Annotated in this window: 10 protein-coding genes and 1 pseudogene; 5 read left to right on the forward strand and 6 right to left on the reverse strand. The window is 45.1% G+C overall.

What is annotated here, in order from left to right:
- Positions 1-630 precede the first annotated feature (630 nt).
- A complete protein-coding gene (locus tag OKC42_RS21840) occupies positions 631-1,128 on the forward strand; it encodes a hypothetical protein (RefSeq protein WP_270820909.1) in 498 nt (165 codons plus the stop codon).
- Positions 1,129-1,640: 512 nt separating this feature from the next.
- Here the strand turns inward: OKC42_RS21840 and OKC42_RS21845 are convergent.
- The 3 genes from OKC42_RS21845 to OKC42_RS21855 form a co-directional block, all read right to left on the reverse strand.
- Positions 1,641-3,680, reverse strand: coding sequence for an ATP-dependent helicase (locus OKC42_RS21845; RefSeq protein WP_049636926.1), 2,040 nt, complete (start codon positions 3,678-3,680; stop codon positions 1,641-1,643).
- On the reverse strand, positions 3,677-4,663 hold the full coding sequence (locus OKC42_RS21850) for a hypothetical protein (RefSeq protein ID WP_049636925.1): 987 nt from the start codon (positions 4,661-4,663) through the stop codon (positions 3,677-3,679). Before OKC42_RS21850 ends, OKC42_RS21845 begins: the two co-directional genes overlap by 4 nt.
- A 72-nt stretch (positions 4,664-4,735) precedes the next feature.
- Positions 4,736-5,860, reverse strand: coding sequence for a Fic family protein (locus OKC42_RS21855; protein ID WP_270820910.1), 1,125 nt, complete (start codon positions 5,858-5,860; stop codon positions 4,736-4,738).
- Positions 5,861-6,580: 720 nt separating this feature from the next.
- Here OKC42_RS21855 and OKC42_RS21860 point away from each other — a divergent pair.
- The 4 genes from OKC42_RS21860 to OKC42_RS21875 all read left to right on the forward strand — a co-directional run bounded on the left by OKC42_RS21860 (position 6,581) and on the right by OKC42_RS21875 (position 12,568).
- A complete protein-coding gene (locus OKC42_RS21860) occupies positions 6,581-7,591 on the forward strand; it encodes a substrate-binding domain-containing protein (RefSeq protein ID WP_201952323.1) in 1,011 nt (336 codons plus the stop codon).
- Between the two features lie 91 nt (positions 7,592-7,682).
- Positions 7,683-9,809, forward strand: a complete 2,127-nt coding sequence (locus tag OKC42_RS21865; protein ID WP_270820911.1) for an alpha-galactosidase — start codon at positions 7,683-7,685, stop codon at positions 9,807-9,809.
- Between the two features lie 54 nt (positions 9,810-9,863).
- Positions 9,864-11,141: an MFS transporter gene (locus OKC42_RS21870; RefSeq protein WP_201952317.1), complete on the forward strand. Its 1,278-nt coding sequence runs from the start codon at positions 9,864-9,866 to the stop codon at positions 11,139-11,141.
- Entirely contained in the window at positions 11,138-12,568 is a 1,431-nt protein-coding gene (locus OKC42_RS21875; RefSeq protein WP_201952314.1) for a glycoside hydrolase family 32 protein, read from the forward strand. Before OKC42_RS21870 ends, OKC42_RS21875 begins: the two co-directional genes overlap by 4 nt.
- A gap of 599 nt (positions 12,569-13,167) precedes the next feature.
- On the opposite strand, the gene OKC42_RS21880 is transcribed toward OKC42_RS21875, so the two are convergent.
- The 3 genes and pseudogenes from OKC42_RS21880 to OKC42_RS21890 all read right to left on the reverse strand — a co-directional run.
- Complete coding sequence (locus OKC42_RS21880) at positions 13,168-14,583, reverse strand: GGDEF domain-containing protein (RefSeq protein ID WP_186301952.1); 1,416 nt, start codon at positions 14,581-14,583, stop codon at positions 13,168-13,170.
- A gap of 272 nt (positions 14,584-14,855) precedes the next feature.
- Complete coding sequence (locus OKC42_RS21885; protein ID WP_333563380.1) at positions 14,856-15,821, reverse strand: EAL domain-containing protein; 966 nt, start codon at positions 15,819-15,821, stop codon at positions 14,856-14,858.
- A gap of 87 nt (positions 15,822-15,908) precedes the next feature.
- Positions 15,909-16,262, reverse strand: a pseudogene (locus OKC42_RS21890) (PTS transporter subunit EIIC); the annotation flags it as partial.
- Between the last annotated feature and the right edge of the window lie 97 nt (positions 16,263-16,359).

A 16,359-nucleotide genomic window follows, 5' to 3' on the forward strand; every position in this document is an offset into this window, starting at 1 on the left:
AATAGGCTGATTCAAGGCATTTACGGGAGAAAAAATCGGCTCAAACATGAAGAAATGAAATGACTGAGTCAGCCGAGAAGAATTTCCCCGCTTATTCGCACCTTCCCTAATCGATTTTTTGCTCATGTAGGTTCATAGAAACCTCAGTTTACGCACGTAAAAAAGCCACGATTTTTTTCCAAAACACCTAAGCATTTTTTTTCATAACCACATCATTTTTTGCGAGAGTTTCATGCCGTTTTTTTTACTTTTTATGGTGGAGTTATTCTGTGGAAATCTATTGTTTTTTCCACGAGAAAAAAATTTTTCTATGAGTGTTTTTTTTGATTTCCATCGTTAGAAACCCCTCGTTATTGACAATAAAAAGAGAGCAAAAAAACAATTGAAATTTCAGAATAAAATATTTTCGATATTTTTTGTTGTTTGCTATTGCCATTTATATGAAATCAACCTAAATTAACTGCAACAAGGTGCATGCTATACATTCACATCTACAAATGATGAATGGGTGTACTTTAACCTAAAGATCATATTTGGTAATACGATCCTCGCTATTGGCGGAGCTTCAACTACCAATAGATAAACACAAGTGCCGAAATATTCCATGTTAACATGTAAGGTAGTATTGTAATGAGAAAAGTAAACGATGATATTTGTGCGATTGATATCGAGACTCATAATGAAGCTCTTGAACTTTTGAGGGGTAGATTTAACCTGAATAAAATTATCCGCCCCCTTGATAAGCATGTTGTGCTCAAAAACTATAATCATATTCATGAACTCTATGACTTCCCTGCATTTGTGATTTTAAATGATGACATTGCAGAACCTGTAGCAAGTGCATTAGATAATGTGTCTATTAAGATGTATTATGATGATGTCGTTGCATCATCTGACAATGATGACAATGATGACAATGATGAGAATGATAGGGTTGTTACTTATGACCAAGTGCTTTCAGGTTGGGCCCAAAGCAACATGCCAAGTTACTATAGACCAGGTAGTGACTACCAATCTGCTGAGGAGTTTCTTGCAGATATGGGGACTGACTATGTGAATGACTCTATTATTCTAGCAAATTATAAAATGGCTATAGATGTGCTGTTAAGAGCAGAAGCAAAGCTATGATTGATGTGAGTTTAGTTTCAATGCTGAACAATTAAAGGTTGGTCTTGCTTGTTTCAACGTATTACTGGTAATTCTGAAATTTAAATTGCTGTATGTAGGTGCTTAAAACACCCATGCCAAAAACGTAAACTTCAAATTCGATGGAAATAGCATTCTCAACGTATGTGGGGCTGTAAATACCGCAGCTTGTTTACAGTCCCCTTGTGTCTATTACCACATAGCCTGAAGTCAATTCTCCCTCTCTCCTTCGGGTATATTTTGCATCTAATCATTTTCGAGTTAATGGTTAGATATCGTGTTGCCGTGGCATAGCTGAAATGAGTGGATATAGAGCTGGATCCTGAATACTGGCAAGCATAGCCCCTCAGAACCGCTTAAAAACTCTTTATACTGGTGCTGCGAGGCGTTGCTATGCGGATCGTTGTGCAGAAGCTTGCTTCTGAGCAATAGACCCCCATTGAACTCGATAATTAGCACGAAGCGGAAATCGGCAAGTATCTTGTCCGTGCTCCCTAGACTTTTAATCGCTGAAGATCTCTTAGATACCATTGGTGAAACTTGCTAAGGTCACTCTCCAGTTCCTTAAACGTGTTGTTATAGATCGCATCACTGGTAACAGCGCAAGCAGACAAGCCAGCCTCATAGACGAAGCGAGTGGCTATCGGTGGCTTCTTCGGGGTGCTGTCCCAGTGGTTTCTCAGCCACAGTGTGAGCCCTTCATCAAGAGGGGCAACCAGATTAAGCTGTTGTTTTGTGCGAGTAATTCCGACATAAAACAACCGACGTTCTTCCTCGATGTTCTCGTTGGTCGAGGGGGGGCTCATCGATGTGCGCGCGCTATGAAGATCATCGGTTTTGCCGCCAGGAAATTCTTGCTCATTCAAGCCTATCAGTATCACTTTATCCCACTCTAGTCCCTTGGAACCATGCAGTGTGGAAAGGATGAAGGGTTCGCAGTCAGTCGCAGCCTCTTCCGGGTTTAGGATAAGTTTTAAAAACGTCCGGGAATCGATCTTACTAGAGTCAAGTAGTTCCACGATCCTCACGACTCCTCGTTGCCGATCGTTTGAGCCAGTGCGTGTTACGCCGTCTGAGCCAACATTATCAATAAAACCCTCCATGCCAAGACGGCGTAACACATCAATAGCTGGCGTTTCCTCTCCGTCCTTTTGGCATATAGTGGCTAGTCTTCCTAGCCGGTCTTTTTGGTATTGTGCGCCGTCGAATATCTGACCAAGAACAGTCCATAGATCGGCATGTGGAGCCATCAATCCACTGAGCGCTGCTTTTAATTGCCCTGTCTGCCAGTTAAAACCAGCTTCCTTCAGATAGCCGTAGATAATCGCTTTTTTGTTGGGGTGGTTTTCAAGTAGCCGCAGATCGCCGTACACAGACAGCAATACGCCGACTACCAGTATTCCGATTTCAGTACGGGTATGTAATGCGCTTGAACCATTGAGGTAGCGATAGGGTAGCCCACACAGGCGTAATGCAATTTCCGCCTCGGCAAGGTTCGCCTTAGTGCGGGACAATATGGCTTGTGTTCCGCTGCTCACCGAAAGGTTTGATAGCACCTTGGATAAGCAGTTATCAAAGTGCAATCTGACCTCTGTTTTCGGGGTGCTAGGATGACTGACACAAAGCTTGGTCAGTTTAGTGGAATTACGCCGAATTACCGAGTTTGCTATCAAGGAAAGCTTATGGCCAAACCTGAACGTGCATGAAAGTTGAAATACCTTCGTATTCTGGTAATGCTGTTCAAACAGGCCACCGATAAAATCTGGTCGAGCACCTCGCCACTCGTAAATACACTGGTTAACATCACCCACAGCCATAACTGACGTATCCTGCTTGGATAGCAAGCGGGTCATTTCATGCTGTATCCAGTTAACATCCTGATATTCATCAACAATGATGTGTTTGAAGTGGGCACCAAGGCTGCTGTCTTTACGCAACAGTGCAACAGCCTCAACCAAACAGTCATCAAAGGTTCGCAGACAGTTTTCTTCCAACAGCTCACAATAGCGGCTATAAGCGTGAATAAATTCCCGTTTGATGCTGTTGAATGTTGGATCATTAGCTGCATCAACAGGAGTTACTGCCGCAGCGCGCCAACGAGAGATAAACAACTCGAAGGTTTCAATTTCATTGGGGTCGATGTAACTCGCCTCATAGTCAAAACCATAGCGATAGGCTTGCTTAACCAGTTGCTCATATTGGTAGTCGGTGGGCGTGATGAGGTTTTTCTTCTTGATTAGCTGTCGGCGCTCCCCGTAACCAACAATCGTTAAGGCCAAACTGTGAAACGTGCGGATTTCTGGTATCACTCCCGACTTTAGTGCTGTGTTCAATTTCTCAGTGAAGTTCTCCTGGGCAGATTTGTTGTACATCAAAATCAGGATGGAACGAGGGTCCGTCCCCGTTTTTACTAACCTTTCAATGCGCTTGACGAGAGTGGTTGTTTTTCCACTGCCCGGTACGGCCTTTACCAACGCATGTCCGGTATCATGGCCAACAATGCTTTTTTGCTCCCAAGTCAGTCTTTTTGTCATGCCTTAACCTTGTAACTGGCGCACTGACGGGCCTCTGTGTAAGGAACTATTTTTGCCTTACTTCGACATTGCAGATAGCCATCCTCCCAGCGGTTTGCTTGCTCGCACATAATGCAGTTAGAAAATAGCGAATGAGGATCGGCTTGACGGAGAAAAGTTCTTAAGTTATCGGCCAACTCGGCACCTCCTAACGATTTCGGCCATGTGTTGACGTCAGAGTTGATTGTTAGATCCACTTCAGCGAGTCGCATCGTTTGTTCGTTGAGTCGGCCGGAATCGCTTAAGCTCCAAACAGACATAACCACGTTACCTGCGGAGCAGACGCCAGTGCACGTATCAACGGTTTGCGAGGGAGGGTCCCAGTTGAACACTCTCAGAGAAGTATCCTTGATTGAATATGACCCGGTAAGCAACATCTGAATATCGGCGGCAGAGCAGACCTTAAACTCAAGAATCGGGATGCCGGTTTCGATCTTCTCTTGAGAGCAGGGGTGCGTAACAAAAATCTCTACATAACAACGCCTTTCGCCAGCAGCATCACACAACATTATGTCTGGGCGCAGTCCTGTAACCTTATCGTACTTTTCCAACTCAGCCTGATCGAAGAATTGAGTCAAGTTGTAGCGCGCAGGTACGAATTTTAGGCAGTGAAGTGCTTCGTCCCTAACTAATGCCAAACGAGAACCATTACAGGAAACCCGGCGCTCTAGCTCAAGGCTAATAGGCACTTCGTGGCTGAGAGCTTGTTGGTAGCGATAGAAGAATGCTTCTTTGGCGCACTTGTGCAGGTAGGTTTCAACGGCACAACATTCTTCAGAATGACGGAAGTGCTTAGCATAGTTTTCGCCTAATACTGGCGTGAGGTTTTTTTTACAGCCTGGACAGGTGTAGATACTCGAGCGCAGAGCATCGCTAATGTGCGTGAGTGCGCCTTGGCTGTCTAAGGCGAAGGCGTACTGTATTGAGCTGGATTGACTTGTCATGACTGCAAAGGGTCCCAGAAAATCGCCGCTAAGAACAGGTCTGTGAAACTCATCCTATTTTGAGTCCCTTTATCAGTGATTTGTCAATTTGAGCCTATAACGGGTATTTCTACCGCCTCCACCAGGTTCTTTTTCTAGGCAGTTTTTTTCCAGTAGATCAGTAAGGTGGCGCGTAGCTGTAGATTTGCTCAGCTGAGCAATTTTTTGATACTGGCTGGCACTAATGTACGGTAGGCCGTCCTGTGTGTAACCGTCGAGCAAATGGTTCAGTATCATCACCTGTTCAGGGCACAATTGGTCACTAGCGTGTAGCAGCCAGAAGCGGTTTCGAGCAAGCGCATGTGTGCATGATTGTTGGGCCTGTTCCAGCGTGACGTTGAGTGTGTCCAAAAACCAAACCAGCCACGCTGTGACGTCCAAGCCTCCTCTCTGAGTCTGCTCCAGAGCGCGATAGTAATCAGCTCGACGCTCAAAAATCACAGTCGGCATTGCATACAGACTGATGCTCTGGTTGTCGGCCTGAGAGAGTGCAAGATCGGTGAGGGCTCGGGTAATCCGTCCGTTACCGTCATCAAACGGATGTAACGTGACAAACCAGAGATGACAGATAGCGGCTCGCAGTAATGGATCTAGGCAGGGATCATCGAAACTGGTATTGAACCAGTCGATGAAAGTGGCCAATTCCTGCTCCAGCCCCTCTCGTGGTGGGGCTTCGAAATGCACGATGAGTCGATCACGTGCTCCGGATATCACCTGCATCGGCTCATCACCACGCAGCTGGCCAACACGTATCTGATGCGATCTCCGGTCATCTGCGGGAAAAAGCCAGCGATGCCATTGCAGAAGGCGTTCAAGCGTCAACTGCTCATCGCTGCTTATTGCATCCACAATCATCGCGGCCAGTCCCTCGGATCTAACTGAGGTAGGGTAGGGGGACTGCTCCACTATCCCGAGGTGACATGCCAGAGATGCACGTAACGACTGAGAGTTCAGTTGTTGATTCTCGATAGCCGAGGACGCGACGACATTGGCCAGCAGCGTATCTAGGGCATGTGTCTGATGCGCCAGTGTTGAGGAATGGAGACCCTGGAGCAACCCCAGATTACGGTGCACCTGACGTAGCTTTGGCAGTAACTGCCTGTCTTGCCAGCAAAAATTGGGCCACTCATCGTGTTGCCAGATCCAGTCTACGGTCATCGATAATCTCGTTAATTCTGTGTCGCTGGCAAGCAGTGCAATGCCACAAATGAGCCGAATTGACACCACATTCGGCTCGTATTGTGAGTCGATAATAGCCCTCATTCGGCTCATTCCACAACTCACAGCGCTGATTGACAACTGGCTGGGAACACTATTGATAGGCCAGGATTGCTTGACCAATTCCGTAAAACAGTTACCTCTGCGGTGACTGGTTTATGGCATCGGATCTCGGCTTGTAAAGACTTACTCTTCGTGCAGTTATTCAGCAGGGACAGCCTACTGCTTGATCCATGCATGCATGCAGGCTGTGGTTGGATACCCCGGTTTATCGTGCAACGGTAGTCACCGACCACACGTACTCTATGACTTGTTTAATCGCTTCGATTCTGATTGTTTCCGGATAAGGCTGGCAGATCATACATCACCAATAGTTGCCTCATTCAAGGCTGTGAGGTTTTTAAAGTACTGGGGGCGATTCAGGGATACCTCCACTGATACCGGTAAACTCCGCTAACATCGGTGCAATATGGTAGAGTGGTATCTCGAATTGCTAATGAAGTTTCTCGGATTTTCAATTAGATATGAATTATAGGTGAGAGTTTTTCCAGCCTTTACCAAGCTAGCTTTCTGTCTTCACTACCCACGGAAACTATGGCGTGACAAGAACGAACATCTGAGAACACAGCCAAGAGCGATTAGTTAACAGCAGGAGAAGATATGTCACTTAAGGCTATTGCTGCCGAACTCGGAATTTCTGTCACCACTGTCAGCCGAGCGCTTGGTGGGTTTTCTGATGTCTCGGCAGAGACCCGTATGCGTGTGGAGATGGAGGCACAACGTCGGGGTTACCGTCCAAACACCCAAGCAAGACGACTTAAAACTGGGAAAATTGATGCGGTTGGCTTTGTGTTTCCTGAACATGCCGTACCATTTAACAGCAGTGTGTTCATGGATATGGTCAGTTGTATAAGCCGTGAACTGGCCAAGCATGATATCGACTTACTGCTGATAGCTGATGATGAGGGGGCTGACAGTCACAGCTATATGCGTTTGGTCAAAAGCCGCCGGGTTGATGCTCTGATTGTGGCTCACACGTTGGACAACGATCCGCGCCTGATACACCTTCTTGAGGCTGGCATACCGTTTCTGGCTCTCGGAAAAGTGTTGTCCGGTCTTCCCTGTGCTTGGTTTGACTTTGATAACCATGCGGGCACGTGGCATGCCACGCAGCATCTCATTGCACTTGGGCATCAGCGAATTGCATTACTTAGTGAGGATAGTTCCCGGGCCTATGTCATGGCTCGACGCCAAGGTTGGCGAGATGCCCTAAGTCTACATAGCTTGCCTGAGACTTGGCTACGTTTAATTACCCCTACACGACGCGCTGGTTACCAAGCTGTGAACGAGCTAATGTCACTTCCACTTCCCCCTACCGCCATTATTACCGATAGCGACTTGAGTGGTGACGGTGCAGCCATATCGCTGTTGCTTTCTGACCATCTATATGGAGAGCATGCAGTCTCTCTAGTTGTCTACGACGGTTTGCCACAGGACAGTATCATAGAATTGGATGTGGCAGCCGTTCTTCAGTCAACAAGAGAGCGTGTCGGCCGTCAGGTTGCTGACATGATACGTAAACTCATCACAGATGTTTCTCCGGAAACGCTGCAAGTGCTCTGGCAGCCGGATTTTAATCCGGGTAAAACAGCCCTTCCCCCTTCGTCTTAGTTTTAACCAGATCACACATCCGAAACGTTTTGGTTGATGGCCGAAACGTTTCGGATCAACAGTAGGACATACTCGAAAACGGAGATGTCTTATGGAACCGACGTACCGCAGGCTGAGCAGCCCCCACTCAAACCTGATTATTAAAACTCACCCTTATGCCGAGATAGTTTGGTGGGGATCCGCTCTGCAACACTTTAATCCAGATGACTGTATTAGCCTCGAAAGACCGATTGCGAATGGTCGTCTAGATATAGACACGCCGTTGACCTTAATGGCTGAGAACGGACTAGGACTTTTTGGCTCTCCAGGGCTGGAGGGACACCGAAATGGTCTCGATGCATCGCCAGTGTTCAGAACCGTCAGAGTCGAGCAGATCGGAGAAGTACTCACTCTGACGAGTGAGGATTCGGTGGCGGGCCTACGGATGGTGAGTGAGTTGATACTGACATCTTCAGGCGTACTGAAAATGCGGCATGCCCTAACGAACCTCCGTGAAGGGGATTGGCAGGTTAATCGTTTCGCGATCACTTTACCTGTGGCTGAGCGAGCGGGAGAAGTGATGGCCTTTCATGGACGCTGGACACGCGAGTTTCAACCGCACCGGGTCCGACTAACACATGATGGTTTTGTCTTAGAAAACCGCCGGGGCAGAACGTCCCATGAGCATTTTCCAGCGCTGATTGCAGGTACTCCTGGCTTTTCTGAACAGCAAGGTGAGGTGTGGGCTGCACATCTGGGCTGGAGCGGAAACCATCGCATGAAATGTGAGGTCAAAACTGACGGGCGACGTTACCTTCAGGCGGAAGCCTTATGGATGCCTGGAGAGAAAGCACTTAAGCAGGATGAAACCCTGTATACCCCTTGGTTGTACGCCTGCCATTCCCCTGATGGTCTCAACGGCATGAGCCAGCAATATCACCGTTTTTTGCGTGATGAAATCATTCACTTCCCTGATCAGAAACCTCGTCTGGTGCACCTCAACACTTGGGAAGGTATTTATTTTGACCACAACCCTGACTACATCGCGCAGATGGCTGAGCGCGCAGCAGCACTTGGTGTCGAGCGATTCATTATCGACGATGGCTGGTTCAAAGGGCGCAATGATGATCATGCAGCCCTAGGTGACTGGTATCTAGATGAACAGAAATATCCAGATGGGCTAATGCCAGTGATTAATCATGTGAAATCTCTTGGCATGGAGTTTGGAATTTGGCTAGAACCCGAAATGATCAATCCAGACTCTGACCTCTTTCGCCTGCATCCCGATTGGGTGCTATCAATGCCGGGCTATACACAACCAACCGGAAGACACCAGTACGTTCTCAACCTGAATATTCCCGAAGCTTTTACATACATTTATGAACGTTTTTTATGGCTACTGGGCGAACACCCTGTTGACTATGTGAAGTGGGACATGAACCGTGAACTTGTCCAAGCGGGGCATGAAGGTCGTGCAGCGGTGGACTCACAGACCAGACAGTTTTACCGGCTATTGGAGCTTTTGAGAAAACGTTTCCCTCGAGTTGAGTTTGAATCCTGTGCTTCTGGTGGCGGGCGTATCGACTTTGAGGTGCTTGCTCGCACACATCGTTTTTGGGCTTCTGATAACAATGATGCCTTAGAGAGATGCACCATACAGCGTGGGATGAGTTACTTCTTCCCTCCGGAGGTTATGGGAGCACACATTGGTAGCCATCGTTGCCATGCCACCTTCCGGCAACACAGCATTGCTTTTCGCGGCTTGACGGCTCTTTTTGGGCATATGGGCCTAGAGCTGGACCCGGTGACAGCAAGTGAAGACGAATCTGCTGGTTACTGTCGATATGCTGCGCTCTACAAAAAATGGCGTCAGCTTATTCACACCGGCACGTTGTGGCGGGTTGATATGCCAGACGTTGCAACTCAGGTTCAAGGCGTCGTGAGCTCAGATCAAACGCAGGCGCTTTTTCTCGTGAGTCAGCTCGCGATGCCTGATAACACCTTACCGGGAACCCTGCGTATCCCGGGGTTGGAAGCGCAGGCCCGTTATCGCCTCCACGTTGTTGATCATCCCGATCTTCAACTGGTTGGTGAGGGGGGGCATACCATGCGTAGGTTGCCAGAATGGATGTGCCAGAACACCGAGGTCTGCGGAGAATGGCTAGCACTGGCTGGTATTCAGCTTCCCATACTGGATCCGGAAAGCGCCATGCTAATAGCTCTTGAGCGTTTGGCATAATAAGACCTGGGCCGGTCTCGGCCCTTTCTATTCTATCCCGAGAGGATAAAAATAATGAATGCGCCTAGTACTCATAAGAAAAAGGATTTCTGGATTTTCGGCCTGTTCTTTTTTCTCTACTTTTTCATTATGGCAACCTGTTTTCCATTTCTACCTGTTTGGTTGTCTGACGTTGTTGGATTAAGTAAAACAGATACCGGAATTGTTTTTTCATGCTTGTCATTGTTTGCAATTAGTTTCCAGCCTCTGCTGGGGATTATCTCAGATCGTCTTGGCCTAAAAAAACATCTGATGTGGCTCATTAGCCTGCTTCTGGTACTGTTCGCCCCTTTCTTTCTGTACGTGTTTGCTCCGCTCTTGCGGTTTAGCATCTGGGCTGGAGCTCTGAGTGGTGGATTATATATCGGCTTTGTTTTTTCAGCTGGGGCCGGTGCCATTGAGGCGTATATTGAACGTGTCAGCCGCAGCAGCGGGTTTGAATACGGTAAGGCTAGGATGTTCGGTTGTCTAGGATGGGCTCTCTGTGCCACCACGGCAGGACTACTCTTCAACATTGATCCATCCCTGGTGTTCTGGATGGGTTCAGGCTGCGCGTTATTGCTGGTTCTTTTATTGGCGTTGGCGCGTCCAGGAACCAGTCAGACGGCGATGGTCATGAATGCGTTGGGCGCGAACTCCCCCGTGATTTCCGGAAAAATGGTATTTAGTTTATTTCGTATGCGTCAGATGTGGATGTTTATGCTCTACATGATTGGAGTTGCCTGCGTTTATGACGTTTTTGACCAGCAGTTTGCTACATTCTTCCGATCCTTTTTTGATACACCAGAGGAGGGGATTAGAGCATTTGGTTTTGCCACTACGGCTGGCGAGATTTGCAATGCCATCATTATGTTCTGTTCTCCTTGGGTGATTAACCGCATCGGTGCTAAAAACACGTTGATTGTTGCTGGACTGATTATGGCTATCCGCATCACTGGGTCGGCCTTTGCTACTACAGCAACTGAAGTAGTTATCCTGAAAATGCTACATGCTCTAGAAGTGCCATTCCTATTGGTCGGCGCGTTCAAGTATATCTCAGGTGTTTTTGATATCCGGCTATCAGCATCTATTTATCTGATCGGCTTTCAATTCTCAAAACAATTGGCAGCGATATTCCTCTCAATCTTTGCAGGTCACCTGTATGACAGTATTGGATTCCAGAGCACCTATCTGGTACTGGGTGGAATCGTCTTGGCTGTTACCGTCATATCTATATTCACCCTGAGTAATTCCCGCAAATCGGTAACTTCTTCAACAGAACCTACAATAGAACTTAAGGAGGTCCGCGTATGAAACAACGTATTGCGACTGCACACTCTGCACTTGATTCACTCCTTAGTCATCGCGGTGTTACTTGGTATCCATCATTTCATTTGGCTCCTCCAGCCGGGTGGATGAATGACCCGAACGGGCTTATATATTTTGGTGGACGCTATCATGCGTTTTATCAGCACCACCCTGCAAGCGAGCATCAAGGATCTATGCACTGGGGACATGCCACCAGTAAAGATATGCTGCACTGGCAACACGAACAGATTGCACTGGCTCCAAGTGAAGAATATGACAGAGATGGGTGTTTCTCTGGTTGTGCTGTGGACGATAATGGAGAGTTGTCGCTGGTCTACACTGGCCATGTCTGTCTGGAAGAGCGAGGGGATGACAGTCTTATCCGTGAGGTGCAGTGTTTAGCTACTAGTCGTGACGGAATTAATTTTGAAAAACAGGGATGTGTGCTGACCCCACCGGAAGGAATCATGCATTTTCGTGATCCGAAGGTCTGGCGGGAGAATGGATTTTGGTGGATGGTTATTGGCGCACGAGATGCTTCTGATACCGGTCAGGTACTTCTATATCGCGGTACGTCACTGCGGGACTGGCATCTGGAACGGGTACTAGCGCACTCGGCCTCTGGGTCAAGCTATATGTGGGAATGCCCGGACTTCTTCCACTGTGGCGACCACCACTGGCTAATGTTCTCTCCACAGGGGATGAAAGAGGAAAAATTCCGATTTCGCAACCGTTTTCAGAGTGGTGTGTTGCCTGGTCACTGGCAACCTGGAACTGCATTTGCCGTAACCGGTGAATTCGAAGAACTTGACCACGGGCATGATTTTTATGCTCCGCAATCTTTTGTCGCTGATGACGGCAGACGAATCATAATGGCTTGGATGAACATGTGGGAGTCCCCAATGCCTACCAAGCGCGAAGCGTGGGCGGGCTGTTTGACACTACCGAGAGAGCTTTATGAACGCAATGGGCGTTTGTGCCAGCGTCCTGTCAAAGAAGTTCAGTCTCTTCGTAAAGCCCGCCAGCCGCTACTATTTGAGAAGCTTAGCGGTACACATTTGCTCACTGAAGATGCGAATGCTGTAGAGCTTGAACTGACTTGGCATACCGGCGACAGTCAAGCAGAACACTATGGAATCCGTTTGGGGGAAGGGCTCCGGCTCTATGTAGATAACCAAGCTGGACGGTTGGTACTCTGGCGTTATTACCCGGATGAGGGACTGGATGGTTATCGCAGCATTGCTCTGCCTGATGGGGTTCATCTGACGCTTCGTGTTTTCCTGGATCTCTCGTCTGTGGAGGTATTTGTTAACGATGGGGATGCGACCTTGTCCAGTCGTATTTACCCGCAGCCAGGAAAGCGCCAGTTGTCGCTGTATTCAGCGCATGGAGAAACTGTATTGATGGGCGGCTCTCTGTGGACGTTGGCTTGAAAAATGGTACTGCTGCTAAAAGCGGCAGTATATTTGGTTCAATAATGCTGAAATAGTTAGTTTGATGAGCCAAATATAAATGTCGTGAGCAGATTTATATCAAAATCGAGAGAAATATTCAGGTGCAGCAGTGGGTTACTGATTTGTGCCGTAGAGAGTGACTGTTTTTAAACATATAGATATGGCTCATTCCTTAAACCTAAAATGTAAACAATGGCCCATCATCTCATTCTCGTGGAGCAAGGACAGAATGATAGTTCTGTACAGGTCAACTATGTCTTATAGGTTGCACCACTGACTGTGGTGCATGTTTTCCATTTATCTATCAAGCATTTTTTATTAGGGAAGGTGCGAATAAGTCACCAAGTACAAAAATACGCCTTTGTAAGCATTTGAATTAAATCGACTAAAATTTTCAGTTTTGTTGTGGAGGGTACTTGTTCTCACCCTCCCTAGCCTAGGTTGGTGAGCTGACTCACCTTTGACGATGGTTATGGCTCGAGAATCGCTAAAGCGTGATTTTCTAGTGTACAACCTCCAGCATCTCAAGATACGAGATATATTTTATTATATGTCCCCCAGTTTTCCGGGGGATTATATTAGTAACTCCAACAATTACGGCCTTTTTCCTTGCTACGATATAGGGCTGCATCAGCAAGTGATATTGCCTCTATGTAATTACGTTGGCCTTTCGTTACACCAATACTAAGCGTAACGGTACAGTTTTTTTCTCGCCATTTTAGTTTACATACCTGCTTCTGAAGCCGATCTAAAAGTTTAGGAACTATCTCTGAATCAACCATTAGGATTGCTGCAAACTCATCACCTCCAATTCTGTACACATTTTCTAGACCAAGAACTGATACTAAAGTATCAACTACTCTGCATAAAACTAGATCACCAAGTTGATGGCCATAGTTGTCGTTTATTTTTTTAAAGTCATCAAGATCTATAAGTATGAGTGTATAATCTGATGAAGACATATCAATCGCTTCTAGGTCTTGGTTGAATGCTCTACGATTGAACACACCTGTAAGAGGATCTAATCGAAGTTCTTTTTGATGAATATGATACTTTTTCTCAAGAGCCTCTATCTCATCTAGATTTTTTCCAACAAACCAAGAGTAAAGTTTTTTATCATTCGATACTCTTTCAATTTCATTGTTGTCAATCTGCTGAATTCTATCTGATATCAATGTTTGTTCATGTTTGAATATACGAATTAATAGCATGATTCCAAACCCAGCCAACAGCGCAATAGCAGTTGTTGGGAAAAGTACTTTACTCATTTCTGATTTTAGTATGTCTGTAAAATGACTAGGTGGTAAATATAGCCCCAATTGCCATTCTGACCCGGGTAATTCATGTAAAATTAAATAGCCATTCCAAGTCTTTGCCAAAGAAAAATAATTTTTTGGTGATAAATTTGTATTTGCATCTAGCAAGTTAGGGTTTACAATTGAAATTAAGTTTTGTGATGGTTTATGTTCTAAATATAAAGATGCATTAAGCTCTCCGAGGGAATAACTAAGAGTTTGATGTAGTGATTCTAAAGGGGCATCAACTAATAATAAACCAACTGTTGTACCAGTGGAATCAATAACTTTCTTTCCAAAAATCAATACTGAGCTGTTATCTACTTTTTCATATATACCAACCCAAGATGGTTCATCAGTACTCTTATTAAGGAGGTCAGCCCATGGTCGATGCTGAGGCTTAAAGTAACCTATAGTTGTTTGTAGTGGATAACTTTCAATTGTATTTGAATTTAGATCGTAATAATGGATAGCGTGCTGATTTGGCATTTTAATACGATGTACAATTGGCCAGTATTGATTAATAGCAGATTCTCCACTTCTTAAAGCATCTAGATCTAAATGTGCAGACAGAACTTCCAGTTGAATCTTGTTGGTATTGAAAATCTTTTTTAAATACGATTTTTCAAGAACGGTTAACAGGTGATTGTAATTAACCAAGTGCAATCTAACAACATGCTTGTAATTAACTATAGCCATGTAAGTAGTCAGCATTAAAGTTAGCAGTATTATAAGTGACAACGCTTTGAAGAATAAATAATTTAATCTAGATTGAGATGCTCTCACTTTGTTTACCCCTCCTACGTTCAATTAGATGAACAAAGATAAATGATATTCCGCTAACGATAGCGATAAAATTTCCTGCGCTTTGTATACCATTATTCTTGGAATAAGGTGCGCCACTATTTCTACGTGTTTGATATGTTTTTATCTTAAAAAGACAAAAGTTATTTTTTAAAAAAATAGCGGCATTATATTCTATCCAAAAATTTTGCTAGTGGTTCTGGGCGGGAAATTTGATATCCCTGAATTCTTTTAACTCCGCAAGAAATAACAAAGTCTTTCTCCCATTCGGTTTCTACTCCTTCTGCGAGCACTTGGCATTTGGCCAGATTCCCTATCTGAACTAGTAGTTTATATAACTGCTGACCTTTATATGTAGAGCAATCTTTCAATAATGAACGGTCAAGCTTTACTTTATCAAATGGGTATTTCATTAAGTGTGGGAAAGACGCGAATCCAGCCCCAAAATCATCCATGGCAACATTAATCCCAAGCGACTGTAACTTCTTAATGGTATTAGATAATTCTACCGTGTTATCAAGTAAAGTTTCTTCAGTAATCTCAATCTCAATTTTATTCGGGTCAACCTCAAAAAATTCTATACGAGATGTTAAGTAGCAAACAAAATTACGTTGGCTAAATGTGGAAGCGGAAATGTTAAGCGCGACACGTTCTAATCTATTTAATGGCATTTTCTGCATGTCAGCTAATACTAGGTCAATAACAATATAATCGAGCATTGGCATAGCATCTAATTGTTGAAAATCAGATATAAAACTCGGACCACAGAGTTCTCCTGACTCATCAAGATAACGAATGAGAGCCTCTACACTTAACGGTGAGTTTGAGCTGGACTCTTGGCATTGGTAGTACATTAAGAATTTTCCTTTTTTTACCATACCTTCAACTCGTATTTGTGCTTTTGCTCGCTCTTGATTGTTACGTGCGGAGGACCTAATCTCTGCTAGCAGATGACCAAGAGTGATCCGTTTGATATCACAGCCATCATTCCGTTCATTTATACCCGTGCCTGCAAACGAAATATAAAATGGTTTATATATATATATGCCAATTGTTATTATAAATAATTGCAATAGCGAACCATCGATACTATTACCCATCGCTATATACCCACTCAACAATGGTGGTGTCATCCAATCTATAGTTGTAATTATTGGGTTTACAAGGCCAATAGATATAGCAAAATAAGCAATGCCAAAACTAATTAATGGTACAAAAATAAATGGTATTATGAGTAGTGGGTTGAAAATTATAGGTAGCCCAAACAATAAGACTTCATTTATATTAAATACAACCATTGGCAAAGCTGCCAGAGCTAGCATTGTATGATTACGGTTCTGTGAAAATAATAGAATGCAGAATAGTAAACAAATGCTGTTGCCAGACCCCCCCATGGAGAGGAATGCATCGTAGAACCCTTGGCTAACAATATTTACAGGCACTATTCCAGCATGTGCATCAGCAAGGTTATGTTCTGTAGCTTGATAAAGCATTTGTTTTATTGGAAGTAGGAAGTTATGCCCATTAATACCAATTGAACCTAACAAGCCTAATATGGTCTGATATAGAAGTCCGCCTGACCAAGTTAATGGATTAAGACCCTATCCCAATAGGGTTTTGTTCCACACAATAATGCCGCAAGCGAAATGCAGCATCGCTTCATAATTCTCG

The sequence above is a fragment of the Aeromonas sp. Y311-2 genome (assembly GCF_027706025.1).
Taxonomy (GTDB): Bacteria; Pseudomonadota; Gammaproteobacteria; order Enterobacterales; family Aeromonadaceae; genus Aeromonas; species Aeromonas veronii.

What these genes read in the sequence shown, in the direction of transcription:
- OKC42_RS21870 (WP_201952317.1), top strand. Translation starts at nt 9,864, where the DNA reads ATGAATGCGCCTAGTACTCATAAGAAAAAGGATTTCTGGATTTTCGGC.
- OKC42_RS21860 (WP_201952323.1), top strand. Translation starts at nt 6,581, where the DNA reads ATGTCACTTAAGGCTATTGCTGCCGAACTCGGAATTTCTGTCACCACT.
- OKC42_RS21840 (WP_270820909.1), top strand. Translation starts at nt 631, where the DNA reads ATGAGAAAAGTAAACGATGATATTTGTGCGATTGATATCGAGACTCAT.
- OKC42_RS21845 (WP_049636926.1), bottom strand. Translation starts at nt 3,680, where the DNA reads ATGACAAAAAGACTGACTTGGGAGCAAAAAAGCATTGTTGGCCATGAT.
- OKC42_RS21865 (WP_270820911.1), top strand. Translation starts at nt 7,683, where the DNA reads ATGGAACCGACGTACCGCAGGCTGAGCAGCCCCCACTCAAACCTGATT.
- OKC42_RS21880 (WP_186301952.1), bottom strand. Translation starts at nt 14,583, where the DNA reads ATGGCTATAGTTAATTACAAGCATGTTGTTAGATTGCACTTGGTTAAT.
- OKC42_RS21885 (WP_333563380.1), bottom strand. Translation starts at nt 15,821, where the DNA reads ATGACACCACCATTGTTGAGTGGGTATATAGCGATGGGTAATAGTATC.
- OKC42_RS21855 (WP_270820910.1), bottom strand. Translation starts at nt 5,860, where the DNA reads ATGACCGTAGACTGGATCTGGCAACACGATGAGTGGCCCAATTTTTGC.
- OKC42_RS21850 (WP_049636925.1), bottom strand. Translation starts at nt 4,663, where the DNA reads ATGACAAGTCAATCCAGCTCAATACAGTACGCCTTCGCCTTAGACAGC.
- OKC42_RS21875 (WP_201952314.1), top strand. Translation starts at nt 11,138, where the DNA reads ATGAAACAACGTATTGCGACTGCACACTCTGCACTTGATTCACTCCTT.